At 62.7% G+C, this 24,246-nt stretch carries 28 protein-coding genes; 20 read left to right on the forward strand and 8 right to left on the reverse strand.

Going from position 1 to position 24,246, the window contains the following annotated elements:
- Nucleotides 1–34: 34 nt before the first annotated feature.
- From NKH89_RS06975 to NKH89_RS06985, 3 genes are all read left to right on the forward strand, one after another.
- Entirely contained in the window at nt 35–919 is an 885-nt protein-coding gene (locus NKH89_RS06975; RefSeq protein WP_352908529.1) for a DMT family transporter, read from the forward strand.
- Nucleotides 920–1,095: 176 nt separating this feature from the next.
- Nucleotides 1,096–1,743, forward strand: a complete 648-nt coding sequence (locus tag NKH89_RS06980; protein ID WP_352908530.1) for a thiamine phosphate synthase — start codon at nt 1,096–1,098, stop codon at nt 1,741–1,743.
- Nucleotide 1,744: 1 nt separating this feature from the next.
- Nucleotides 1,745–2,776, forward strand: coding sequence for a tetratricopeptide repeat protein (locus NKH89_RS06985; RefSeq protein ID WP_023719623.1), 1,032 nt, complete (start codon nt 1,745–1,747; stop codon nt 2,774–2,776).
- 45 nt (nt 2,777–2,821) lie between these two features.
- Here the strand turns inward: NKH89_RS06985 and NKH89_RS06990 are convergent, their stop codons facing one another.
- Nucleotides 2,822–3,838 (reverse strand): zinc-dependent alcohol dehydrogenase family protein, encoded by a 1,017-nt coding sequence (locus NKH89_RS06990; RefSeq protein WP_352908531.1) that lies wholly within the window; start codon nt 3,836–3,838, stop codon nt 2,822–2,824.
- Between the two features lie 110 nt (nt 3,839–3,948).
- Between NKH89_RS06990 and NKH89_RS06995 the strand changes: the two genes are divergently transcribed.
- The 7 genes from NKH89_RS06995 (at nt 3,949) to NKH89_RS07025 (ending at nt 10,037) form a co-directional block, all read left to right on the forward strand.
- Nucleotides 3,949–4,806, forward strand: a complete 858-nt coding sequence (locus NKH89_RS06995) for a LysR family transcriptional regulator (RefSeq protein WP_352609220.1) — start codon at nt 3,949–3,951, stop codon at nt 4,804–4,806.
- A gap of 138 nt (nt 4,807–4,944) precedes the next feature.
- Nucleotides 4,945–5,511: an elongation factor P gene (gene efp / locus NKH89_RS07000; RefSeq protein WP_023678016.1), complete on the forward strand. Its 567-nt coding sequence runs from the start codon at nt 4,945–4,947 to the stop codon at nt 5,509–5,511.
- A gap of 81 nt (nt 5,512–5,592) precedes the next feature.
- Nucleotides 5,593–6,393: an inositol monophosphatase family protein gene (locus NKH89_RS07005; RefSeq protein ID WP_023719626.1), complete on the forward strand. Its 801-nt coding sequence runs from the start codon at nt 5,593–5,595 to the stop codon at nt 6,391–6,393.
- Between the two features lie 99 nt (nt 6,394–6,492).
- Nucleotides 6,493–7,200 (forward strand): PAQR family membrane homeostasis protein TrhA, encoded by a 708-nt coding sequence (gene trhA, locus NKH89_RS07010; protein WP_023719627.1) that lies wholly within the window; start codon nt 6,493–6,495, stop codon nt 7,198–7,200.
- Nucleotides 7,201–7,315: 115 nt separating this feature from the next.
- The gene (locus NKH89_RS07015; RefSeq protein WP_023719628.1) at nt 7,316–8,341 is read left to right on the forward strand and encodes a MotA/TolQ/ExbB proton channel family protein; all 1,026 of its coding nucleotides are present in this window, start codon (nt 7,316–7,318) and stop codon (nt 8,339–8,341) included.
- Between the two features lies 1 nt (nt 8,342).
- Nucleotides 8,343–9,374: a peptidoglycan -binding protein gene (locus NKH89_RS07020; RefSeq protein ID WP_352480924.1), complete on the forward strand. Its 1,032-nt coding sequence runs from the start codon at nt 8,343–8,345 to the stop codon at nt 9,372–9,374.
- Between the two features lie 264 nt (nt 9,375–9,638).
- Nucleotides 9,639–10,037 (forward strand): hypothetical protein, encoded by a 399-nt coding sequence (locus tag NKH89_RS07025; protein ID WP_352480925.1) that lies wholly within the window; start codon nt 9,639–9,641, stop codon nt 10,035–10,037.
- Between the two features lie 79 nt (nt 10,038–10,116).
- Here NKH89_RS07025 and NKH89_RS07030 read toward each other — a convergent pair whose 3' ends face one another.
- Nucleotides 10,117–10,467 (reverse strand): DUF1304 domain-containing protein, encoded by a 351-nt coding sequence (locus NKH89_RS07030; RefSeq protein WP_352480926.1) that lies wholly within the window; start codon nt 10,465–10,467, stop codon nt 10,117–10,119.
- 183 nt (nt 10,468–10,650) lie between these two features.
- Between NKH89_RS07030 and NKH89_RS07035 the strand changes: the two genes are divergently transcribed.
- Nucleotides 10,651–12,135, forward strand: a complete 1,485-nt coding sequence (locus tag NKH89_RS07035) for a carboxypeptidase M32 (RefSeq protein ID WP_352480927.1) — start codon at nt 10,651–10,653, stop codon at nt 12,133–12,135.
- 206 nt (nt 12,136–12,341) lie between these two features.
- Nucleotides 12,342–14,369: a DUF3857 domain-containing protein gene (locus NKH89_RS07040; RefSeq protein WP_352908532.1), complete on the forward strand. Its 2,028-nt coding sequence runs from the start codon at nt 12,342–12,344 to the stop codon at nt 14,367–14,369.
- Between the two features lie 25 nt (nt 14,370–14,394).
- Here NKH89_RS07040 and NKH89_RS07045 read toward each other — a convergent pair whose 3' ends face one another.
- Nucleotides 14,395–16,197: an ABC transporter transmembrane domain-containing protein gene (locus tag NKH89_RS07045; RefSeq protein WP_352908533.1), complete on the reverse strand. Its 1,803-nt coding sequence runs from the start codon at nt 16,195–16,197 to the stop codon at nt 14,395–14,397.
- A gap of 204 nt (nt 16,198–16,401) precedes the next feature.
- On the opposite strand from NKH89_RS07045, the gene rpmE reads away from it, so the two are divergent.
- A complete protein-coding gene (rpmE, locus tag NKH89_RS07050) occupies nt 16,402–16,623 on the forward strand; it encodes a 50S ribosomal protein L31 (RefSeq protein ID WP_006327661.1) in 222 nt (73 codons plus the stop codon).
- Between the two features lie 70 nt (nt 16,624–16,693).
- Here the strand turns inward: rpmE and NKH89_RS07055 are convergent, their stop codons facing one another.
- Nucleotides 16,694–17,401 (reverse strand): hypothetical protein, encoded by a 708-nt coding sequence (locus NKH89_RS07055; RefSeq protein WP_352787915.1) that lies wholly within the window; start codon nt 17,399–17,401, stop codon nt 16,694–16,696.
- Nucleotides 17,402–17,561: 160 nt separating this feature from the next.
- Between NKH89_RS07055 and NKH89_RS07060 the strand changes: the two genes are divergently transcribed.
- Nucleotides 17,562–18,635, forward strand: coding sequence for a helix-turn-helix domain-containing protein (locus NKH89_RS07060; RefSeq protein ID WP_352480931.1), 1,074 nt, complete (start codon nt 17,562–17,564; stop codon nt 18,633–18,635).
- Nucleotides 18,636–18,651: 16 nt separating this feature from the next.
- On the opposite strand, the gene NKH89_RS07065 is transcribed toward NKH89_RS07060, so the two are convergent.
- Nucleotides 18,652–19,293: a TetR/AcrR family transcriptional regulator gene (locus NKH89_RS07065; protein ID WP_352480932.1), complete on the reverse strand. Its 642-nt coding sequence runs from the start codon at nt 19,291–19,293 to the stop codon at nt 18,652–18,654.
- A gap of 112 nt (nt 19,294–19,405) precedes the next feature.
- Between NKH89_RS07065 and NKH89_RS07070 the strand changes: the two genes are divergently transcribed.
- Both NKH89_RS07070 and NKH89_RS07075 read left to right on the forward strand, forming a co-directional pair.
- Entirely contained in the window at nt 19,406–20,239 is an 834-nt protein-coding gene (locus NKH89_RS07070; protein ID WP_352908534.1) for a Rossmann-fold NAD(P)-binding domain-containing protein, read from the forward strand.
- 1 nt (nt 20,240) lies between these two features.
- Complete coding sequence (locus NKH89_RS07075) at nt 20,241–20,720, forward strand: anthrone oxygenase family protein (protein ID WP_352480934.1); 480 nt, start codon at nt 20,241–20,243, stop codon at nt 20,718–20,720.
- Between the two features lie 20 nt (nt 20,721–20,740).
- Here NKH89_RS07075 and NKH89_RS07080 read toward each other — a convergent pair whose 3' ends face one another.
- The 3 genes from NKH89_RS07080 to NKH89_RS07090 form a co-directional block, all read right to left on the reverse strand.
- Nucleotides 20,741–21,052, reverse strand: a complete 312-nt coding sequence (locus tag NKH89_RS07080; protein ID WP_352480935.1) for an Rdx family protein — start codon at nt 21,050–21,052, stop codon at nt 20,741–20,743.
- Entirely contained in the window at nt 21,049–21,798 is a 750-nt protein-coding gene (locus tag NKH89_RS07085) for a YebC/PmpR family DNA-binding transcriptional regulator (protein ID WP_023678028.1), read from the reverse strand. Before NKH89_RS07085 ends, NKH89_RS07080 begins: the two co-directional genes overlap by 4 nt.
- 233 nt (nt 21,799–22,031) lie before the next feature.
- Nucleotides 22,032–22,355, reverse strand: coding sequence for an ArsR/SmtB family transcription factor (locus NKH89_RS07090; RefSeq protein ID WP_352815026.1), 324 nt, complete (start codon nt 22,353–22,355; stop codon nt 22,032–22,034).
- A 51-nt stretch (nt 22,356–22,406) separates the two neighbouring features.
- Between NKH89_RS07090 and NKH89_RS07095 the strand changes: the two genes are divergently transcribed.
- From NKH89_RS07095 to NKH89_RS07110, 4 genes are read left to right on the forward strand one after another with little or no spacing between them, the layout of a single operon-like run.
- Nucleotides 22,407–22,889 (forward strand): SRPBCC domain-containing protein, encoded by a 483-nt coding sequence (locus tag NKH89_RS07095; RefSeq protein WP_023719640.1) that lies wholly within the window; start codon nt 22,407–22,409, stop codon nt 22,887–22,889.
- A 28-nt stretch (nt 22,890–22,917) separates the two neighbouring features.
- Nucleotides 22,918–23,310 carry a VOC family protein gene (locus tag NKH89_RS07100; RefSeq protein WP_352908535.1) on the forward strand — a complete coding sequence of 131 codons (393 nt, stop codon included), beginning with the start codon at nt 22,918–22,920 and terminating at the stop codon, nt 23,308–23,310.
- Between the two features lie 55 nt (nt 23,311–23,365).
- Nucleotides 23,366–23,728, forward strand: a complete 363-nt coding sequence (locus tag NKH89_RS07105; protein WP_352908536.1) for a hypothetical protein — start codon at nt 23,366–23,368, stop codon at nt 23,726–23,728.
- A gap of 31 nt (nt 23,729–23,759) precedes the next feature.
- Nucleotides 23,760–24,227, forward strand: coding sequence for an SRPBCC family protein (locus tag NKH89_RS07110; protein WP_352908537.1), 468 nt, complete (start codon nt 23,760–23,762; stop codon nt 24,225–24,227).
- Nucleotides 24,228–24,246 lie beyond the last annotated feature (19 nt).

The raw sequence follows: 24,246 nt of genomic DNA on the forward strand, positions 1-24,246 counted from the left end.
GATTATAGAATCTCAACGGGTTTCGGGAGCATCCATGGACAACACGGTACGCGGCACGATCGAAATGACTGCGGCGATGGCGATCCTCGGCACGATCGGCTGGTTCGTCGTCCTGTCCGGCCAACCCATCATGGACGTGGTGTTCTGGCGCTGCGCCTTCGGTGCGGTAACGCTGCTGGTTATCTGCACGGCGCTGGGACTGCTGCGCGGCAGGCTGTCGCTTCGCATTGTCGCGATCGCGGCTCTCGGCGGTGCTGCCATCGTTATCAACTGGCTGCTGCTGTTCAGCGCGTTTTCCCGCGCGTCGATCTCGATCGCCACGGCTGTCTACAATACGCAACCCTTCATGCTGGTCGGTTTTGGCGCGCTCTTCTTCTCCGAACGGCTGACGGTGACCAAGCTGACCTGGCTCGGCATCGCCTTCGCCGGCATGCTGCTGATCGTGCATGCCGCGCCCGATGCAGGCGATCATGGTACGGATTACTTTACCGGCATTGCGATGGCGCTGGCCGCGGCTTTCTTCTGGGCCGTTGCGGCTGTCGTCACCAAGAAGCTCAAAGGCACGCCGCCGCACCTGATCGCCCTGATCCAGGTCTGCGTCGGCGTTCTCATGCTGGCACCTTTCGCCAATCTCACCCACCTTCCCGCCGATGCGCGGAGCTGGGTCATGCTGGCGACGCTCGGCATCGTCCATACCGGCCTGATGTACATCCTCATGTACGGCGCCATCCAGAAACTGCCGACGCATCTGCAGGGGTCGCTGTCCTTCATCTATCCAGTCGTCGCCATCCTCGTCGACGTCGTCGCCTTCGGCCACCGGCTGCATCCGGCGCAGATCGCCGGCGCCGCCGCCATCCTGGTCGCCGCCGCCGGCATGAACCTCGGCTGGTCGCTTTGGAAATCGAAAGTGCCTGCGTAGAGCCCGCAAGCGACCAGGCGAGGAGAATTTCGGCCAACGGTAGTCATGCGCCGAGCCCCGATAGATCTAGCCGGCAATCGTGATCCCCCTGCCGCCTGTTCAATCCCCGCACTTTGCTCTATGCCGCAATGCAACCATCTTCGCCCGGCATAGGCGATAACCGGGACCGAACACCAATGAATGACGCAACGCCCCCCAACCGCTGCCGTATCGTGTTGATCGCGCCGCCGAACGTGCCGGCCGAGCGCATCGCCGCAGCCTTCGACGGCGGTGACGTCGCCTCGCTGATCCTGCCGGAAAACGGCATGGACGAGGCCGCCTTCCAGGCCTTTGCCGAGCAGATCGTGCCGGTGGCGCAAGCGGCCGGCATTGCCGTCATCATTGCTGGCGACACCCGCATCGCCGGCCGCGTCCAGGCCGACGGCATCCATGTCGAGGTCGGCAAGGACGAGCTCGCCGAAACGATCGAACACTTCCAGGCCAGGATGATGGTCGGCACCGGCGGCGCCAAGACCCGCGACGACGCGCTGGAACTTGGCGAGGTCAGGCCCGATTATATTTTCTTCGGTCGCTTCGGCTACGACAACAAGCCGGAGCCGCATCCCCGCAACCTGTCGCTCGGGCAATGGTGGGCGGACGTGATCCAGATCCCTTGCATCGTCATGGCCGGATCCGATCTTGCCTCGGTGGAAGCTGTCGCCGGCACCGGTGCCGAATTCGTGGCGCTTTCCAGCGCGGTTTTCGCCGGCGACGTCGATCCGAAGACGGCGGTTGCCACCGCCAACGCGCTGCTCGACGAAACCGCACCGCGCTTCGAGGACTGACGTGCTCTCTCGGACGATCCTTTTCAGCGCTTTTCTCGCAACGGCCGTAACCCAGGCGATAGCGGCGGAACCCGTTCCGCTGCCGCAGCCGAGGCCGGATTCCAGCGAGCCTGCCGACAAGCCGTTTCTCCCACCATTGCCGCAGCCCGCCACCACGGCCCCTTTGCCGTCGGCCGATACCATCAACCCCGACCGCTTCGGCGCAAAACCGTCCGACGCCGCCTACGGCGCCTTTCAGCGCGGCCTCTACAAGACGGCCTACAACCTTGCGATTTCCCGTGCTCAAAACGGCGATCCGGCGGCACAGACGCTGGTGGCCGAGATATTGTCGCGCGGCCTCGGCGTGCCGGTCGACGCGGCAGGGGCGGCGAAGTGGTATGCGCTTGCCGCCGAGCAGGGCATCCCGGAATCGCAATTCCAGTATGCGCTGATGCTGCTCGATGGCCGCTACGTCAAAAAGGACGAGAAGGAGGCCTATGCGCTGATGCAGGCCGCCGCCGAAGCCGGCAACCGCCTGGCGCAGTTTAATTTTGCCCAGCTGATGGTCGAACAGGAGCCCGGCGATGCCGGTATTGCCAAAGCCGTATCCTATTACGAGCGCGCCGCCGCGACCGGGCTTGCCGACGCACAATATGCGATGGCACAGGTCTACGCCAATGGCGCCGGCGGCAAGCCGCGCGACGATGTCCGCGCCCGCGGCCTGCTGGCACAGGCTGCGCGGCAGAACTACGACACGGCGCAGATCGATCTCGCCACCTGGATGATCGAGGGGCGCGGCGGCGCCCGCGACCTGAAATCGGGCTTTAACTGGATGAAGCAGGCCGCAGAAGGCGGCAACGTCGCCGCCCAGAACCGTCTCGCCAAGCTCTACATGAACGGCATCGGCACCGATCCGGATCTGATCCTCGCCGGCGCCTGGTATGTTGTCGCCCGCCGCGCTGGGCTCATCGACCAAGAGATGGACGATTTCCTGCAGGGCCTGACCGACGAGCAGACGCAGCAGGCGCTGCAACGGGCCAATCGCCTGCCCTGACTGTGATCTCGCGACTCATTGCACCCGGACTCGCAAGCGCGAGGCTCATTGCGTATGATCGAGCACGACCTTGCCGAAGGGCGAGCCGTGTTCAAGGTACCGAAAGGCTTCGGCGGCCTGGGTGCACGGTACGACCCGGTCGATCACCGGTCTCAATCGGTTGACGACAATGGCGCGGTTCATCGCCTCGAAGGATTCGCGTGAGCCCACCGGTATGCCTCGCGCCCTGACCTGCCGGCGGAAGATGTCGAGCGGGTTGATGGCGCCGTCACTGCCGCCGAGATAGCCGATGACGTTGATCTGGGCGGCGCGCGCCGCTGCCCTCAGCGATTGTGTAAAACTCTGCGGTCCGCCAACCTCGATGATATGGTCGGCGCCGCGCCCATCCGTCAATCCCAACACGGCCGATGCCCAGTCGGGGACGCTGCGATAGTTCACGCCATCATGCGCGCCCAGTTGCTTTGCCCGTGCAAGTTTCTCGTCGCTGCTCGACGTCACGATGACGCGCGCCCCGGCAGCGGCGGCGAATTGCATCGCAAACAAGGAAACGCCGCCGGTGCCGAGACAAAGTACGGTGTCGCCGGGCTTGACGCTGCCCTCTGTAAACAGCGCGTGCCATGCCGTCACGCCGGCGCAGGGCAGCGTCGCCGCCTCGAAGTCGCTCAGATTGGCCGGCGCCAGCACCGCCGCCTGTTCATCGAGCCGAGCAAATTCGCTGAGCAGCCCGTCGATCGGGCCGCCACGTTGATAGGAGGGCTCGGCCATCGCGAAACTGCCGCCGACCCAGCGCTGCCAGAACGTGCCGCAGACCCGGTCGCCGATCTGGAACCTGCTGACCTCGGCGCCGACGGCTACGACTTCGCCGACGCCGTCCGACAGCGGCACCAGCGGCAATGCAAACTTCGTGTGATAGCTGCCGCGGACGATCTCGGCATCGCGGTAGTTCAGCGCCGTCGCCTTCACCTTCACAATCATCTCTTGGCGCCCTGGTTCAGGCATCGGCCGCTCGACCATTCTGAGATTCTCGAGGCCGCCCGGGCTCTGCAATTCGATCGCTTTCATCGTGTTCCTTCTCTGCTGGCCCTGCCGGAGGAAAATCGCTTGCCATCCATCGGATTTCAAATTCATAATGTTCAGCATAATTATGCCTCTCTGACATGTTCAGGTGTCTCGTGCTCGAAGAACTGAAAACACTGGCCCTCTTTGCCGAGGAGGGTTCGATTCAGAAGGTGGCTCGACGCCTGCCGTTGACGCAGCCGGCCGTCACCCGCCAGATCCAGCGGCTGGAGGAGATGCTCGGCACGGAATTGCTCGACCGCCGGCTAAAGCCGTCGCGACTGACCCCGGCCGGCGTAGAGGTGCTGGCACGCGGCAAGGACATTCTCGCCGCCGTCGACGCGCTGCGATCATTCGCCAGGGGCAACGAGCCGGAGGGTCTGCTGCGGCTCGGCCTCGCCCATGGACTTTGCGACAAAGCCGTGGCCGCCGCCATTGCTGATGCCGTGGCGCGGTTTCCGAAGGTTTCGCTGCGTCTGAAGAGCGGTTGGAGCCTTGAGCTGGCCGACCAGCACAAGCGCGGACAGCTCGACCTCGCCTTCATCCTGGACGGCGGCAATTCCAAAACTGGCGACGGCGTTGTCGGAACCGAGCCCCTCGCCATCATCGCCGCCGAAAACACCGGCCGGCAAGCCGACGTCAAGACCATGCCCTGGGTTCTCAGTCCTGAACCGTGCGACGCGCGCCGGCGGCTGGCGGCTGCCCTTGCCGAGGGCGGCCACAGGTTGATGGTCGGCGCCGAGATTCAGGACAGCGCGCTGCAGATCGACTGGGTTCGTCGAGGCCAAGGCCTTGGCCTGCTGCCCAAGCGGCTGCTGCAGGAAAAGCTGCCGGAGGGCATTGCCCTGGTCGACGCTCCCGGCCTCGAGCTGTCGCTGCGAATTGTCGTCTTGCGTTCGCCGCACCTGCATCTTTTAACAGAGGTAGCCGACGCCATGAGCGCGGCCGTAACCGCCATCGTCAGGACGGACTGAGGCTGCCGCGCCGCGCTGCCGGGCGAGCTTCGTTCCCGCTTCATCGGAAGGCGCTCCTTGCCTCTGCTAGCGATTTGTGGTCTTGGAGGCGCCAAATTGCCCTTTGCGGCGATCATCTCATTTCCGGATCACCTCACCATGGCCAAGATCAATGGCAACGAAATCCGTCCCGGCAACGTCATCGAGCATGATGGCGGCCTTTGGGTGGCGGTCAGGACCAACACCGTCAAGCCCGGCAAGGGCGGCGCCTACAACCAGGTCGAACTCAAGAACCTGATCAACGGCACCAAGCTCAACGAGCGCTTCCGTTCGGCCGAGACGGTCGAGCAGATCCGGCTCGATCTGAAGGATTTTTCCTTCCTCTACGAGCAGGGCGACGCGCTGGTGTTCATGGACACCGAAAGCTACGAGCAGCTCGAATTGCAAAAGGAGTTCGTCGGCGATCGCGCCGCCTTCCTGCAGGACGGCATGATGGTGACGGTCCAGCTCTATGACGAAAGGCCGATCGGCATTTCGCTGCCCGACCAGGTGACGCTGACCATCACCGAGGCCGACCCGGTGGTGAGGGGCCAGACGGCAGCCTCGTCCTACAAGCCGGCGATACTCGAAAACGGCATCCGTGTGCTGGTGCCGCCGTTCATCGGCTCGGGCGAGCGTATCATCGTCGATACCAACGAAATCACTTACGTACGCCGCGCCGACTAAGGCGTGATCCCGAAAAGTGGCAGACTTTTTGGATAGGATCACGCGTCAAAGCAGATAGGCGCAGCGACAGGAAGAAGAGCAATGGCGCGTTCCGCGATCCTCAATGTCATGGTCCAGGCCGCAATGAAGGCCGGCCGCTCGCTGTCGCGCGACTTCGGCGAAGTGCAGAACCTGCAGGTCTCGATGAAGGGGCCGGGCGACTATGTCAGCCAGGCCGACCGCAAGGCCGAAGACATCGTCTTTGCCGAACTGTCCAAGGCGCGGCCCGGCTACGCCTTCCTGATGGAGGAACGCGGCGTGATCGAGGGCGACGACGGCCAGCACCGCTGGATCGTCGATCCGCTCGACGGCACCACCAATTTCCTGCACGGCATCCCGCTGTTCGCGATCTCGATCGCGCTGGAGCGCCAAGGCCAGATCGTCGCCGGCGTCATCTACAATCCGGCGATGGACGAGCTCTACACCGCCGAGCGTGGCGGCGGCGCCTTCATGAACGATCGACGGTTGCGCGTCGCCGGCCGCACCAAGCTGGTCGATGCGGTGATCGGCTGCGGCGTGCCGCATCTCGGGCGTGGCCAGCACGGCAATTTCCTTGTCGAGTTGCGCAATGTCATGGCCGAGGTCTCGGGCGTGCGCAGCCTCGGCTCCGCCTCGCTCGATCTCGCCTACGTCGCCGCCGGCCGCATGGACGGTTTTTGGGAAATCGGCCTGTCGGCCTGGGATATTGCCGCCGGCATGTTGCTGATCCGCGAGGCGGGCGGCTTCGTCTCCGATTTTGCCGGCGGCCAGGACATGCTGACCGCCGGTTCGGTCGTTGCCGGCAACGAACTCATGCAACGCGCGCTGTTGAAGACGGTGAAGAAGCCGCTCCCAGCGCGCTGATGTAGTCGCGCCGCGCTGAAGCGCCGCAGTCGCAAAACCGCAACCAAAGCTTGAAATACTGTCCCGCGGCCGCCCAGATAAGGCGACGCAGGATCATCGATGACGAACAGCCGGCCCACATCCCAGAGCGAATTATCCCAGCTCGACATCCCCTTCATGGGGCGCTGGCATTACTCGCGCGCCGAGATCATCGCCGACGGTATCGTCCACGCCGTGGGCATCGTGCTGGCGATCGCTGCCGGCTCGACGTTGCTGGCACTGGCCGCCTATCGAACCGGCCCCGGCGAATATGTCGCCGCCGCCTTCTATGTGGTCTCGCTGCTCACCGTGCTGTCGGTTTCGCTGGCCTATAATCTGTGGCCGGTATCGTCGCCGGCGAAATGGATATTGCGGCGCTTCGACCATGCGGCGATCTACCTGCTGATCGCTGCGACCTACACGCCGTTCCTTGCCCAGCTCGGCGGCTCGCCGCTGGCTGTTTCGATGATCGTCCTGGTCTGGATCGCCGCGACGGTCGGCATCGCCATCAAGGTCTTTCTCCCCGGCCGTTTCGACCGGCTGGCAATCGTGTTCTATCTCGCCATCGGCTGGAGCGGCATCGTTCTGGTGGAGCCGCTCCTACGGACGCTGCCGGCGACATCGATCGCCCTCATCGTTGCCGGCGGCATCGTCTATTCCTGTGGCGTGATCTTCTTCGCCTGGAAAGGCCTGCGCTTCCACAATGCGCTGTGGCACGGCTTTGTCGTCACCGGCGCCGGCCTGCATCTGGCCGCCATGGTCGACTGCCTGGTCATCAACCGGCTTTGACCTCCGGTCGCGGACAGTGGCAATATTGCCAAGCGCCATTCAATTTCGTCACAATTCCGTTTAGAGTCGCAAACACAATGTGATCGGCGGCGATGGCATCGGAAACGGGGCACGGATGACTTTACTCAGATCCTTCGGCATGGGCAGGCGCTCCGACGTTCTGATCTACGACCCGCACAAATTGTCGAGCCCGCAGGTCTTTCTGCTGACCATGGTGATCTTTCTGTTCATCGTGGCCTTTATCGCCGCCATCCTGACCCGCCAGATCTCGACCGCCTTCGTCACCAATCCCGGCCTCAACGGCCTGATCATCGGCGTGCTGGCGGTCGGCATCCTGCTGGCCTTCGTCCAGGTCGGCCGGTTGTTCCGCGAGGTGCGCTGGGTCAATTCGTTCCGCGCCGGTTCCGAAACCACCGAACCCGTGCTGCTGGCGCCGATGAAGGCGATGATCGGCCGCTCCTCGACGATTGCCTTCTCGACCAGTTCGATGCGCACCATGCTGGATTCGATCGCCACCCGCCTCGACGAAAGCCGCGACACCTCGCGCTACCTTGTCGGGCTGCTGGTGTTCCTCGGCCTGCTCGGCACCTTCTGGGGCCTGCTCAACACGATCGGCTCGATCCGCGAAACCATCGAGTCGCTCGATCCCGGCACCGGCGACGCAGCGGCCGTGCTCGAATCCCTGAAGCAGGGGCTTTCCGCCCCTTTGGCCGGCATGGGCACCGCTTTCTCGTCGTCTCTGTTCGGCCTGTCCGGCTCGCTGGTGCTCGGCTTCCTCGACCTGCAGGCCGGCCGCGCCCAGACGCGCTTCTATACCGAGCTCGAGAACTGGCTGTCCTCGGTCACCGACCTGTCCTCCGACATCGTCGTTGCCGACGCGGCCAAGAGCGAACCCTCCGATGAAATCCGTCTGTTGTCGGAAAAGCTGCGCACCCTGCAGGAGAATGGCGGCGGCTCCAATCCGCGCGTCGCCACCGCCATGGCCAATCTCGCCGACGGCATTTCTGGCCTGGTCAAGAACATGCGCTCGGAACAGCAGATCATGCGCGACTGGGTCGAGGCCCAGTCCGACGAGCAGAAGGCGATGCGCAACACCCTGGAGAAGATCGCCGACGCCTTGAAGAAACCTGGAGTGCATTGACGTGGCGTTGGCACGAGGCCGGCGCTCCGACCGCCGCATCGATTACTGGCCTGGCTTCGTCGATGCGCTGTCGACGCTGCTGTTGGCGATCATGTTCCTGCTCACGGTTTTCGTGCTGGCGCAGTTCCTGCTCGGCCGCGAGATCTCCGGCAAGGACACGGTGCTCAACCGCCTCAACTCCCAGATCAATGAGTTGACCCAGCTTCTGGCGCTGGAGCGCTCGACGACGCAGGACAAGGAGGACACCCTTGCCAATTTGCAGGCCTCGCTGTCTGCATCGGAGGCGGAAAAGAGCCGGCTCGAACAATTGCTGGCGCAAGGCGCTGGCGCCGGCGACGCCGCCAACCAGCGCGCAACGGCACTTTCCGGCGAGCTCGACAGCCAGCGCCAGATCAGTCAACAGGCACTGAGCCAGGTTGAAATCCTCAACCAGCAGATCGCGGCGCTACGCAGGCAAATCGGAGCGCTCGAAGAAGCGCTCAACGTGTCCGAAACGCGCGATCGCGAGTCCAACACCAAGATTGCCGATCTCGGCCGCCGCCTCAACGTCGCGCTGGCGCAACGCGTGCAGGAACTGAACCGCTACCGCTCCGATTTCTTCGGCCGCTTACGTGAAATTCTCGCCGACCGCGAGAACATCCGCATCGTCGGCGACCGCTTCGTCTTCCAGTCGGAAGTGCTTTTCCCGACCGGCTCCGAAGTGATCAACGATGCCGGCAAGGTCGAAATGAAGAAGCTCGCCGATGCCATCATCGAATTGCAGAAGGAGATCCCGCCGGAGATCAACTGGGTGCTGCGCGTCGACGGCCACACCGACAACAAGCCGCTCTCCGGCACCGGCCGCTACCGCGACAATTGGGAATTGTCGACGGCGCGCTCGACGTCGGTGGTCAAGTTCCTGATCGAGAACGGCGTCCCGGCCAACCGGCTGGTCGCCGCCGGCTTCGGCGAATTCCAGCCGCTCGACCCCGCCGATACCGAAGAGGCGCGCAACAAGAACCGCCGCATCGAGCTGAAGCTGACCGAGCGGTGATCTGCAAGCCTTTGGCTCGTTACATGCACCGGATCGAGCCGGCTCAAGTCGGCGGCATCTAGGGCACTGGTGCGGCAGCGGCAAGAGCTGAAAAAATTACCTTTTTTTAATTACACTTTGCCACCACCACCTTTTAGCCTTGGTCATGGGCCGAGAACCGCCGGCGGTGGAACCGCTCATCGCGACGCGACGGAACCTGACGGCCCGCGGCCGGAAGGCGGGCCCCTCCCAACCACCGCCTTCCCCAGTAAAGGAGACGCAACCATGCGCTTCTTCGCTCCCAGGAACCTCAGGACTGCTACGCTCGCCACACTTCTCCTCGCCGTTCCGTTTGCTGGCGCTTACGCCGGCCCGCGTGTGACGGCCTTGATCAATCAGATCCAGAGCGTGGAGACGGGTATCCAGGGCGCCATCCGGGCGAACAAGCTCGAGCCGGGCGAGGCGCGTGACTTGCGCACGCAGGTCGCTCAACTCGATCGGGCCGCCCAGAGGGCCGCGCGCGATGGAACGATGCCGAGCACGCAATATCAGCAGTTGCTGGCGCAGCTCGACGATGTCAGCCAAAAGCTACGCGCTGATACCGGCAGTGCCTTCCTCATCGGCAACGGCGGCGATGGCGGATACTATCCTAACGGCTACGGCCCAAACTATCCAGGCGGCTGAGATCGGCCGCAGCGCCCGGCGCTGTGGCAATTGATTTTGCGTATGATCCTTTTCCAGTTTTCGGTTCAGGGATCATGCGCTAGCCCAACGCCAGCGCAATCAGCGCCAGCATTGCCGGCACTGTCTGGATGAACAGGATTTTACGGCCCACCGTCGCCGCGCCGTAGAGACCGGCGACGGCGACGCAGAGCAGGAAGAAGACTTTGAACTGGAAACCGGCTTCGCCGAGGTAAAGCCCCCAGATCAGCCCGGCTGCGAGAAAACCGTTGTAAAGTCCCTGATTGGCCGCAAGCACTTTCGAGGCACTGGCGAATTCCGGCGTCAGCTTGAATACCATGTGGCCGCGCGGCGTGTCCCACAGCACCGTCTCCAGATAGACGATGCAGAGGTGGATCACGGCCACCAGCCCGACCAGCACATTGGCGATCATATCTCGTCTCCCCCATTGCGGTCTGCCGCCGCCGACGACATTGATCACGCACGCCACGCTTCCGCAAGATGCCGTTCGGCCGTTGCGGCCGGCAGTCAATGCATCGGTCGCAGACGGTCTTCAGGGGTTGCCAACACTTTTGCGTTGGTATCTTTTCCCGCCGTCAAATCAGCGGAACCCACCATGTCCTTTCAAAAACTCGACGACCTCGGCCACAAGCTCGAAGCGCTGGAACATGCCCTCGCCATTCTCGGCGCCGACGAGGCGACCCATATGGCGGTCGGCGGCGGCGAGAAGCGCGCCGAGGCGATGTCGGCGCTTGCCGGCATGCACCACACCCAGGCGACTGCGCCGGAGATTGCCGACTGGATCGCGGCGGCCGAGCAGGAGGCGTTGAACGAAGAGCAGCAGGCCGCGGTCAGGGAATTCCGCCGGCAATACACCAACCTGACCTGCCTGCCGGTCGAGTTCGTCGAGCGCCAGACGACTGTACGCATGCGCTCCGAGCAGCTCTGGCGCGACCTGCGCGCCAAGAACGACTGGGCCGGCTTCCTGCCGGCACTCGAAGGCGTCGTGGCGCTGGTCCGCGAGGAGGCGACACTTCGCGCCGAGGTGCTCGGGCTCGAGCCTTACGACGCGCTGATGGAGCAATATGACCCGGGCAATCGCACCGCCGACATCACGCCGGTGTTTGCCGAGTTGAAGGCCTTCCTGAAAGGCTTCGTACCGGAGGCACTGGCCGTGCAGGAAGAGCGGCTGGCGAAACATCCGCTAAAGCCGCTTTCCGGCAGCTACCCCTTGGACAAGCAGCGCGAGCTTGGCCTCGCCATGATGGCGGCAGTCGGCTTCGACCTCACCCACGGCTCGCTGTCGGTTTCGCACCATCCCTTCTGCGGCGGCGTGCCGAGCGACGTGCGCATCACCACCCGCTACAAGACCTCGGATTTCCTGTCGGCGTTGATGGGCGTGCTGCACGAGACCGGCCATGCGCTGTACGAGCAGAACCTGCCGAAGGCGTGGGCACACTGGCCGCTCGGCAGAGCGCGCGGCATGGCGGTGCATGAAAGCCAGAGCCTGTTCGTCGAAAAGCAGATCGGCCGCAATCCAGAATTCTGGCGCTGGGCGCTGCCGGTGGTCGAAAGGCACCTCGGCGAGAGCTGGACGATCGACGACATCCTGCCGCATGTGCACCGGGTCGAGCGCGGCCTGATCCGCGTCGATGCCGACGAGGTCACCTATCCGCTGCACATCATCCTGCGCTACGAGCTGGAGCAGGAGCTTGTCTCGGGGCGGCTTGAGGCAGCCGACCTGCCCGAGGCCTGGGATGCCAAGATGCGCGATTATCTCGGCCTGTCGACATCAGACAATCCGGCTGATGGTCCGATGCAGGACGTCCACTGGCCGGGCGCCGCCTTTGGCTATTTCCCTTCCTATACGCTGGGCGCCATGATGGCGGCGCAGCAATGGGCGGCACTGACCAGAGATCATCCTTCAGCCGACGAAGACCTCGCCAAGGGAGATTTCGCCGCGATCAACGACTGGCGCCGCAAAAGGATCTGGTCGCAAGGCTCGCGCTGGTCGACGCCGGAACTGCTCGAACGCGCCACGGGCGAAAAGCTCAATGCCGTGCATTTCACCGATCATCTGAAGAAGCGGTACGGTAACTGAGTCGCTTCGTCTGTTCCTGGTTCTTGCTGCGGTGACTGCAGAAATCCGCGAAACTGGCCTTTACTTTGGCAGGAAAGCCTCTGAAAAAGGAGTTCTTCCAAGTTGGGCGAGCGTAGATGTCTGCCTGTTACAGTTTTCGTAGGATGAAGTCTTTCTGGCCCCGCTTGGTATTTTTCATCTTGTTGATCGGCCTGAGTTCTCCGGCCATGTCCGACGACATGGTTCTCAAGGGCCCCGCGGAAAGCTGGGTAATGCAGGTTGATATTCCGGCTGCCGATCCCACCCGATCGGATCAAATCAAGAATGGCGTTTCATGGCTGCTCTCGGACGACCAGATCAAGCATCGCGCCGGCGGCTATGTCGAGTACTCGCGCACAGTCTATAAAATCGTTGACCGTCCCGGGCTGGATCGGGGCGCGAGTATCGATCTGCAATTCGATCCGTCCCGGCACAAGGTCACGCTCAACTATCTTCACATCATCCGCGACGGCGCCGTTTTGGACCGGCTGGAAGACGTCGAATTCGACATCTTCCGCAGGGAAAGAGATGCCGAGAAAGGCGTCTTCGACGGCTGGCTGACAGCACATGTCAACATCGATGACGTGCGCGCCGGCGACATCGTTGATTACGGATCGACCTATGAGATAACGCCGCTCGTTGGCAAGGATCTCTTCTTCAAGAATTTCTCCACCGAATGGGAAGAGCCGGTAGCGCTTATCCGCACGAGCATCATTTGGCCTTCGGGCCAGCCGCTCGAGACCAAGACAAGGGGGACCCAACTCAAGCCTTCGATCTCGTCGACAGGGCCGGACACGACCTATCTGTGGGAAATTCCAAACCCGAAACCGGTCAATGTCGAGGACAACCTGCCCGTGACATATCCAGGCTGGGGCTCTATCGATGTCGCATCGACCGCGAATTGGCAAAGTGTGGTCGATGCTGTTGCGCCCTATTACAAGCCAGCGACCGTTTTTCCCTCGGCTTTTGCCGCAAAGCTCGACGACATCGCACTGCGGCATCCAGTGCCCGAAGACCGGATGGTCGAGGCAATGCGGTTGGTGCAGGACCAGATCCGCTATGTAAGCCTGTCGATGGGTGCCGGTTCCTACATTCCGCGTGATCCCGCGACCGTCATCCTGAGCGGGTTTGGTGACTGCAAGGACAAGGCACTGCTGCTGGTTTCTTCGCTTGTGCGGCTTGGCATTGCTGCCGAGGTTGCCCTGGCCGATCTCGACGAAGGGCGGGCCCTGGACCAGCATCTGCCGGCGCTTCGCGATTTCGACCATGCCATCGTCAAGGCGAGGATCGGAACAAAGACATATTGGCTGGATGCTACCGACTATCTTCAGGGCGGCAAGGCGCCCAATCTCGCACAGTCGGACTACGGCTTCGCGCTGCCGCTTTCCAGCACCGGCGGATTGGAGAAGATGCCGAGTCCTGTGCTTACCAGCCCATCGATCCAGATCGCCGAGGACTTCGATTTTCCGCGGAAACCGGGCGATCCCCTCGTGCTGACGGTCTTCTCGACATATCAGGACGCCGATGCCGATTGGATGCGCGGCAATTTGGCCAGCCGGTCGCTGAGCGAGGTGTCGGACGCCTACCTGAAATACTACAACAAGCAATATCCGGGCATCCAAACCGTCGCCAAGCCGGAAATCGTGGATCGCCGCGACGACAACATAGTGAGCGTGAAGGAAAGTTATCGCTTGCCGGCAGAGGCGCTGGCGGCCAACGATCTGGCAAAGAATTTCCCGATCCGCGCGGCCGATCTCGGCAACAACTCTCTTCCAACCCCGACAATCGTCGACCGAACCGGGCCAGTCTCCATCGGCCCCCAGTTCTACCGGCGTCACAAGATAACGGTGCGCAACCTCAAGGCGAGGTTTTCCGGCGAGTCGATGAAAAACGTCGTGACGCCCTATCTGTCTCTCAAGGCGTCCTGGTCCAACACGCCCACCGAATTTCAAGTCGAATGGAACTTTCAGAGCCTGGCAACTGAAGTGCCGGCCAAGGCGATTGCCGACTATCTGAAAACCGTCGATGACGTCGCGGACGAAATCCGGTGGCAGTACGATTTTACCTATGAAGAGCCGCCTGCCGATGTGCAGCTCAGCGATCCGGCAAAGGAGCAGCGACAGACCGTCGCCAGCATGCTTTTGTTGTCGTTGCTTGTCGGCGTTCCCCTGTTCATCGCCTATCGACGCGGCAAACGCCGAGCTTTCGGTAGCTGAAGAATCCCAGCGGTCGCTGGGGGACCTACTCGGCCGCGCCCCTGAAGGCATTCGCCCCGGTTTCGAACTGCAGCTTGGCCAGCCGCGCATAGATGCCGCCCTTGGCGACCAGGCTCTGATGCGTGCCTTCCTCGACGATGCGGCCGCCATCCATGACCAGGATGCGATCGGCCTTCAGCACGGTTGCCAGCCGATGGGCGATGACGATCGTGGTACGCCCATGCATCAGCCGGTCGAGCGCCGTCTGCACCAGCGTCTCGCTTTCGGCATCGAGTGCCGAGGTCGCCTCGTCGAGCAGAAGGATCGGCGCATCGCGCAAAATGGCGCGGGCGATCGCCACGCGCTGGCGCTGGCCGCCCGACAGCGTCACCCCGCGCTCGCCGACCTGGCTGTCATAGCCCTTTTCGAGTTTCAGGATGAACTCGTCGGCAAGCGCGTCTTTCGCCGCCGCCTCGATCTCGGCCTGGCTGGCGCCAGGCCGGCCAAAGCCGATATTGTCGCGCGCGCTTGCGGCAAAGATGGTGACATCCTGCGGCACGATGGCTATGCGCGCGCGGATCGCGGCCGGATCGGCCTCGCGCAGATCGACTCCGTCGATGACGATCCTGCCGGCTTCCGGATCGTAGAAGCGCAGAAGCAGCGAAAACACGGTGCTCTTGCCGGCGCCGGATGGTCCGACGATCGCCACCGTCTCGCCGGGTTTGACCTGAAAGCTGAGGCCATGGACGGCGGCGTGGTCGGGCCGGGCCGGATAGGAGAAGGAGACATCGTCGAAGCTGATCGCGCCTCTCGCCTTTGCCGGCAGCGGCTTCGGATCGGCGGGCGCCTGGATCGCGGGTTTCTCGGCCAGGATCTCGGTCAGCCGTTCGGCAGCGCCTGCTGCCTGGGACAGTTCGCCCCAGACCTCCGACAAGGCGCCGAGCGCGCCAGCAGCGAACACCGAATAGAGCAGGAATTGGCCAAGCGTACCTGGCGACAGCGTGCCGTCGAGCACGTCGCGCGAACCGAACCACAGCACCGCCACCACCGAGGAAAAGATCATGAAGATGGCGAAGAAGGTGAGAAAGGAGCGGGCAAAGATCGAGGCCCGCGCCGCTTCGAACGCTGCTTCCACGGCGGATGAAAAATACCCGGTGACAAGCTTCTCGTTGGTGAAGGCCTGCAGGGTGCGGACCGCGCCGATCTGCTCGCTGGCATAGGCGGTGGCATTGGCCAGAGTATCCTGCGCCAGCCGTGACTTGCGCCGCACCGAGCGGCCGAAGGCGACCAGCGGCAGCACGATTAACGGAATGGCCGCGATGACCAGGCCGGACAGTTTTGGGCTGGTGAAGACCATCATCGCCACGGCGCCAAGGCCGAGGATGACGTTGCGCAAAGCCACCGAGGCGGTAGCACCCACGGCCGATTTGACCTGTGTCGTGTCGGCGGCGAGCCGCGAGACGATCTCGCCCGACTGGGCCGTGTCGAAGAAGGAGGGCGACAGCGTCGTGACGTGGGCAAAGACATCGCGGCGGATATCGGCAACGACGCGCTCGCCCAGCGTGATGACGAAATAGTAGCGGCTGGCAGACGCCGCCGCCAGCACGGCGGCCATCACCACCAGCATGGCGAAATATTCGGCAATGAAGCTGGAATCGGAAGCGGAAAAGCCGTGATCGATCATCCGCCGCACGGCCAGTGGCAGCGCCAGCGTCGTCGCCGCCGCGACGGCCAGCGAGATGATCGCGCCGATGACCATTTTGCGGTAATGGGTGATGTAGGGAAACAGGCGCTGCAGCGGCCTCAGCGAGCGCCTGCGCTCGTCTGCATCGCCGCTGATGTTCGCCATGACCGTGTCCTTTGGCCTTTTGAGGTTTGCGCCATCAATATGCGCTTGCCGCGGCCTTGTGATTCAATTCCGGCTGATGTATAGGCTCGCCGACCGTTTTAGAAGCCGTGGCTCCTCAATAGCTGCGGCTTCGAGTTTTAAAAAGGGGCGCATCGACGCAGGCTTCAGCCCGTCGGCAGCACCCGGCAAGCCAGGAACAGAACCATGAAGACCGACATCCATCCCGACTACCACACCATCAAGGTCGTCATGACCGACGGCACCGAATACATGACCCGTTCGACCTGGGGCAAGGAAGGCGATACGATGAACCTCGATATCGACCCGACGACCCATCCGGCCTGGACCGGCGGCCAGCAGACCCTGCTCGACCGCGGCGGCCGCCTGTCGAAGTTCAAGAAGCGCTTCGAAGGTTTTGGCCTGTAAGGTCGAAGAACGCTCAAGCCGTATTGGCTGCCTGCAGATAAAAAACCCGCCCTTGTGGCGGGTTTTTTATTCAGCGGATCGTCGCGCGAACGAAATCGCCCTTGATGACGATCGAGGGTTTGGCGCCGGCGGTGTTGGGAAGCGAACTGTCGACGAAGGACGCCAATGCTGTCACCGAATAGCTGATCGGAACCTGCTGGCCGAAGGACAGCGTGGCATCCAGCGCCTTGCCGGCAATCGCGATGTTTTCGTCCTGCCGGATGCTGCCATAGAAGAGATTGACCTTCAGCGCCTCGCCCTTGAGATCGATGCTCGAAGCATGCCCGTCGAGTGAAACATCGGCGGCCTTGCCGGCGATGGCGATAGTAGAGAAATTCCCCGCCGTGTTGGCTTGCAGCGCCGCCTGGTCGATCGACACGGAACTCTCGGGTTGGATGTTGGCGTTGATCTCGACCACGCAGTCCGAAGGATCCAGCCACGAGGAGGGAGCAACATCGATGCGTAGCGTCGAGGCCACCAGCTTCATGTCGCTGGCGGAACGGCAGTCACTGGCGAACCAACTCGAATACCAGCTCGCAAACCAGCCTTCACGGCGGCCGCTGATCGTCGCGTGGTAGGGTGCCGCGGACGAAGTGGTGAGCTTGACGGAACTGGCTTCGCCGGTGATGACGACGGCGCTCACCCCGACGAGATCGAGCGTCTTGGAGGCCTCACCGGTCGCCGGCGATGCCAGGGCAACGCCGGCAAAAGGCAGCAAGACGAGAATTGCGGATTTCATCATTGTCTCCGATCATGTTGGGCGGTCGCGACTGGACCGTGGCGTTGTCGAGATGATCTGAAACGTCGATTTCCGCGACCTTGATCGCGATCCGGGACGACCGCGAACGCAATCCGGGTCATTGTCGGCCGCTGCCCGCTTTGGAACCACGCTTGCGATCATGATCTTCATTCCCCTGCCATTCGTCGTTGCCCTGTTGCTGGTCATCCTGCTCGTGCAGATGGTCCGCCGAAACGAGGCCGATCTGCGTGAAAACATCGCCTTCATGCTGCTGATCGCCGCCTATGCCTTGCAGTCGGTGCTGATCGGCATTCGCTGGGGTTATGATGTCAGGGCAATCATGCCGTTCCAGTCGGTCCTGGCGACACTGATCGCACCCCTTGCCTGGATAGCCTTCAGCGGTTTGACAAAGGAACCGTCCGCGCATCGCCTGGCATCACTCTGGCCGCATTTGCTGCCGGCCTGCCTGGTTGTCCTGCTCCTGATCTTCTGGCGCGAGCCGGTCGGGCCGGTGATCATCCTCGTTTTCCTGTCCTATGGCGCCGCCCTTCTTTGGCTAGCGCTGGCCGGTCCGGATGTTCTTGTCGAATCGCGTCTCGACGGCGTCCTGCGGTCCTACCGATCGCTGTTGGTGACGGCGCTGGCGATCCTTGCATCGCCGGTCACCGACATCATCATCAGCTTCGACCTCGAATGGACAGGTGGCACTCATTCCGGCGCGGTGATTGCCGCCGCCAACGTCCTAGCGCTGATGCTGCTCGGCAGCGCGGCCGCTGTTGCCAGCGAAACCGCTGCTTCCGACGAAGAGGAAGAGGATGTGTCGCACGCCCAAACCACGCCACGGGTGACCAGCGAAGATTCCGCGGTCGCGGCGGCGGTCGACGCGCTGATGACATCGAAATATCTCTACAAGGATGTCGATCTCAACCTCGGGCGCATCGCCAGGCGGCTCGGCCTCCCCGCACGGCAAGTGTCATCGGCGGTCAATCGCGTCCACGGATCGAGCGTATCCCAATACGTCAACGGCAGGAGGATCGATGAGGCCCGCCGCTTGCTCGCGGCGACCGACGAACCGATCACCCGCATCATGCTCGACGCCGGTTTCCTCAGCAAATCGAACTTCAACCGTGAGTTCCTGCGCATCACCGGCCTGAGCCCGAAGGCGTGGCGGCGGAAGTATCGGCCGCCGAAGGGCACGATGCCGGCCATCTCCTTGCCAGGCAAGGGAAAATGAATGCGCGCGGCGCCGGTCAAGCGCCGAGCAACTCTCGCAGAGCCATCCGCTTGTAGGCCGCAACCAGCCTGTCACCCTCTTGCCGGTCGACCGAAATCGCAAGCCGCATTGCGGCCTCGCCCATCTGCCAGATGAGAAATGCCGTGGTTTCCAGCGCTTCCGGATCGGCGGACGGCCGCAACCGCTTCAGCACCGTGGTGAGGAATTCGGCGTTGGCCCGGCTGTCGGCAAGCTCAAGCTCGCGCAATGCTTTGTCGGCCTGTGTCCCCGACCAGATGTCGCGCATCACCGGCTCGGCCAGGAATAACCGGTAGTAGATATCCACCAGCTCCGAAAACGCCTGGCGCAAGCCGTCGGCGTCACTGACGTCGGCGAGTGCCGCCGCGATGCAGGCCTGGCTTTCGGCGGTGTAGCGTTCGGCCAGCGCCCAAATGATTGCCCGCTTGTCCGGGAAGAACTGGTAGAGCGAGCCGATCGACACGCCAGCCCTCTCGGCCACCTCGCCCATGCGCATCGCATCGCTGCCTTGCTCGGCGATCAGCGCCGACGCTGCGGCCAGCATGCGCTCGACCCGCTCGCGGCTACGCTGCTGGCTCGGCGTTCGGCGCGGCGATGCGATCTGGCCATCCTGTGAATCCGATACGGCAGAGCCTTCCATCACTGTCTCCAGGCGAACAATCAACAAATTGGCTTGACTCGCAAAATACGAGGGTTTATCACGTTTGGCAAATGTGAGGATTGCTCACATTTGCAAACTGAGGAAAATCGACATGAACCCTACTGTAACGAAACCAACTTTGATCCTCGGCGGCACCGGCAAGACCGGCCGCCGTCTCACCGAGCGGCTGACGGCGCGGGGCCTGCCGGTGCAGATCGGCTCGCGCTCGGGTACGCCGCCCTTCGACTGGGAAAATAGCACGACCTGGGAGCCCGCACTTGATGGTGTCGGCGCCGTCTACATCAGCTACTATCCTGATCTTGCGGTGCCCGGCGCGGCCGACACCGTCGGCGCCTTCTCTCGTCTTGCCGTGGAGTGTGGTGTGCGTCGGCTGGTACTGCTGTCGGGGCGCGGCGAAACGGAAGCACAGCGCGCCGAAGAGATGCTCAAAGCTTCAGGCGCCGATTGGACGATCCTGCGCTGCGCCTGGTTTTCCCAGAACTTCAGTGAAGGCTTCCTCGTCGAATCTTTGCAGGAGGGCGAGGTGGCGTTGCCTGTCGGTAGTGTGGGCGAACCATTTGTGGATGCCGACGATATCGCGGAGGCCGCCTTTACCGTGCTAACCCAGCAAGGACATGTCGGAGAGCTCTATGAGCTGACCGGGCCGCGGCTGCTGAGCTTTGCCGACGCGGTCGCCGAGATCGGCAGGGCCGCCGGCCGCGACATTCGTTTCAAGCGGGTTTCCTATGCCGAGTTCACCACCGCCATCGCCGAGCACGAGTTGCCGGCAGAGTTCGCCTGGCTGCTCAACGAGCTGTTCACCGAAGTGCTCGACGGCCGCAACGAAACGCTGACCGACGGCGTCCAGCGCGTGCTCGGCCGCGCCCCAAAAGACTTTTCCACCTACGCAACCGAAACCGCCGCCACGGGCATCTGGAGTGACTGACATGATCATGAAACTGCTTCCCACCCTCACCTTCGTCGCTGCCATTGGCTCAGGCGTTGTCGGCGGCGTTTTCTTCGCCTTCTCCAACTTTATCATGCCGGCGCTCGCCCGCTTGCCTGCCGGAGGCGGCATCGCCGCCATGAATTCGATCAACATCACCGTGATTACGCCGGCATTCATGACCGCGCTATTCGGCACCGGGCTGGTCTGTCTTGTGCTTGCCGCCGGCGCTCTTATCGGCTGGAGCCAGCCGGGCGCGTTCTGGCTTCTCGCCGGCGCCCTGATCTATCTCGTCGGCAACCCGATCGTGACGATGATGTTCAACGTGCCGCTCAACAACGCCCTGGCCGCCGTCGATCCGGCAAGCGCCAACGGCGCCGCGGTATGGGCCACTTATCTCAAGGACTGGGTGATGTGGAACCATGTCCGCACCATCACCGCCATCGTGGCGCTGGGCTGTTTTATCTTCGCGTGGCGGTGAATGCCGGGGCAAGAAGACCCTCAGGCAGGGTCCTTCGACTTATGACCCTTGCGATCGGCATGGCCGAGATCGCGATCCGGATCGATGACGTCGCGAACCAGTTGCTTGAGTTTTGCGGCGTCGGGAAAACCGCCGTCACGTTTGCGGTCCCAGACCAGCGTGTCATTGCAGGAAATGGTGAAGATGCCGCCGGTGCCGGGCACCAGCGCCACTTCGCCGAGATCGGTGCCGAAGGTGGACAGCAGCTCCTGCGCCATCCAGCCGGCCCTGAGCAGCCACAGGCACTGCGTGCAATAGGTGATGCGGACTGTAGGCAGCGCGTGTTGGGTCATGCCGCGCTGAGCTTCGCCAAGGTCTCCTCGTCGACCTCGAAATTGGCGTAGACGCTCTGCACGTCGTCGTCATCTTCAAGCGTCGCGACCAGCTTCATCAGCGATTGTGCCCGCTCCTCGTCGACCGCGATATTGGTCTGCGGCTTCCAGATCGGCTTCACCGATTCAGCCTCGCCGAGCGCGCCTTCCAGCGCCTTCGACACCTCGCCGAGATTCTCGAAGGCGCAGTAGATCGTGTGGCCTTCCTCGTCCGACTGGACGTCGTCGGCGCCGGCCTCGATCGCCGCGTCCATCACCTTTTCGGCGCTGCCGGCCGATGCCGGATAGTAGATCTCGCCGACGCGGTCCCACATGAACGACACCGAGCCGGTCTCGCCCATCGCCCCGCCGGCCTTGGTGAAGGCAGCGCGCACATTCGACGCCGAGCGGTTGCGGTTATCGGTCAGCGCCTCGACGATCAGCGCGACGCCGCCCGGCCCATAACCCTCGTAGCGCACGGCCTCGTAGGTCTCGGCATCGCCCATCGACGCCTTGTTGATGGCGCGCTGGATGTTGTCCTTCGGCATCGACACCGCCTTGGCGTTCTGCACCGCAAGGCGCAGGCGAGGGTTCATCGATGGATCGGGCGTGCCGCTCTTGGCGGCGACGGTGATTTCGCGCGCCAGCTTGGAAAACATTTTCGATCGCACCGCATCCTGACGGCCCTTGCGGTGCATGATGTTCTTGAACTGTGAATGGCCAGCCATGGCACTCCTGTCGTCTTCTCGGCTAGAGCATCCGCGGCCTGGTGAACCACCCGGCGCCTTGCAAAATGCTCGAATTCAAAATCTCAGAACGTCCTGCTGCGTCCGGACGGACGTACGGCGCTCTATGTCGGAATGGCCGGCTTATAGATAAATCGGCTCAATTCGTCCAGCCGCGCCGTGGCAGACGACACGCAAGGGCTTGAGACCCGAAAAAGGCAGGCTTCGGCGGCCGTTCACCCCTCCAGATCGGACTTCAGCCGGTCGAGAATGCTGATCGCGTGCGTGGCATACTGGCTGATCCAGCGGTCGTGGATGTGCTTGATCGGCAGCGCGTTGAGATGGTTCCAACGCTCGCGGCCCTCGCGCCGCGCCACGACCATGTCTGCCTCCTCCAGCACTTTCAGATGCAGCATGATCGTGCAGCGGTCCATGTCGGGGAAGGCATCGCACAACATGCCGGTGGTCTGCGGCGCATCCTTCAGCCGGTCCAGCAACTCACGCCGGCGCGGATGCGCCAGCGCCTTGAAAACATTGTCGTCCTGCGAATGGCTTGACATGTTATGTTTCTATAACATATCGTTGAACCCTTCAAGGAAGGAGCTGTGGATATGTCTCTTGGATTCAGGGTTTCCGGCCGCATTGGCAAGCCGGTCGCCGAAGTCTTCGACGCGGTCGTCAATCCGAAGAAGCTTAGCGGCTATTTCACTACGATCGGCGGCGCCAGCGCGCCGCTGGTGGCTGGTGCCGGTGTTGTCTGGTGGGGCAAGGTCCCCGTCGAGGTCGACGAAGTGATCAAGGACAGCCGCATCGTGCTGCACTGGGACGCCTCCGATGCCGACGGCAAGCCAGCCTACAAGACCCGCATCGAGATGAATTTCGAACCGCTCGATGATGGCGGCACCTTTGTCACCATCGCCGAGACCGGCTGGCGCGAGGACGCGGTCGGCCTGAAGAAGTCCTATCTCAATTGCGAGGGCTGGTCGCAGATGCTGGCCTGCATGAAGGCCTATGTCGAATACGGCATCAATCTGCGCGACGGCTATTACCGCAGCGAGATGAAGGGCGAGCCGGCCAACGAGAACAACATCTGAAAAACCACCAAGATGACGGAGGCCTGCGATGAAGCAAGTGACGCCATTTCTGATGTTCGAGGGCAAGGCCGAAGAGGCAATGACCTTCTATTGCGAGACGATCCCCGACAGCAGCGTCCTTGACGTCACACGTTACGGCTCCGGCGAAGACGGCCCGGAAGGGGCGGTCAAGCTGGCGCGCGTGTCCATAAGCGGTCTGGAAGTGATGGTCTACAACAGCCCCGTGCACCATGCCTTCACATTCACGCCGTCGGTCTCGCTGTATGTGGATTGCTCCACGGAGGCAGAGCTGAACGGCATTGTCGAGGCCCTGGCCAAGCACGGCAAATTTCTGATGCCGCTGGACAATTATGGTTTCAGCCGCCGGTTTGCATGGCTCAACGACAGGTTCGGAGTCTCCTGGCAAATCAATTTGGCATAGCGGGTTCTGGACCGAACCGGCCAATCGAACCTGAACACGGGAATGGAGCCAGCAAATGACCGCGAAGATCAGCGGCGGCATCAACATCGCCATGAAAGTGCCGCCACATCAATACCAGGCAACGATCGCCTTCTATCGCGACGTCATCGGCCTGAAGCCATTCACGGCCAAGGCGCCCGCTATCGGCTTTGAACTCGGTCCCAATCGCCTGTGGATCGACGAGGCGCCGATGCTTAGTCAGGCCGAGGTCTGGCTGGAACTGTTCACCGATGATTTTCCAGGCGCGGCGGACCATCTCGCCAGGGCCGGCGTCGTGCGCTGCGACGCCATCGAGGCACTGGGTGAAGGCTTTCGCGGCGGCTGGATCACCAACCCGGCCAACATCATTCACCTCGTGCGCGAACCCGATGCTTGGTGAACCGGGGCGGCGCCGTGGAAAGGAGGACGCTATGGAAATCCATGAAACACCGACCGCCGAAGCCGGCATGCTGATAAGGCGGCCGGTCGCCGACGTGTTCGAAGCTATCGTTGATCCGGCGATCACGACAAAATTCTGGTTCACCCACGGCAGCGACAGGCTGGACAGCGGCAAGGAAATCCATTGGGAATGGCGCATGTATGGCGTCTCGACGACGGTAACGGTCAGCGAGATCGTGCCGAACGAGAAGATCGTCATGCAATGGAGCGATCCGCCGACCACGGTGGTGTGGACCTTGACCGAGATGCCGGGCGGCACGACCTTTCTCGAGGTCCGCAATTTCGGCTTTGCCGGCAGCCCCGATGAGCAGGTCAAGCAGGCGATCGACTCGACCGGCGGTTTTGCGCTGGTGCTCGCCGGCGCCAAGGCGTGGCTCGAGCAAGGCCTGACGCTTGGCCTGACCGGCGACCGCCATCCGAAGGGTTTGCCGGGGCATTAGGTCAACCGCGGTGGGCCAT

The sequence above is a fragment of the Mesorhizobium sp. M0923 genome (assembly GCF_040319365.1).
Taxonomy (GTDB): domain Bacteria; phylum Pseudomonadota; class Alphaproteobacteria; order Rhizobiales; family Rhizobiaceae; genus Mesorhizobium.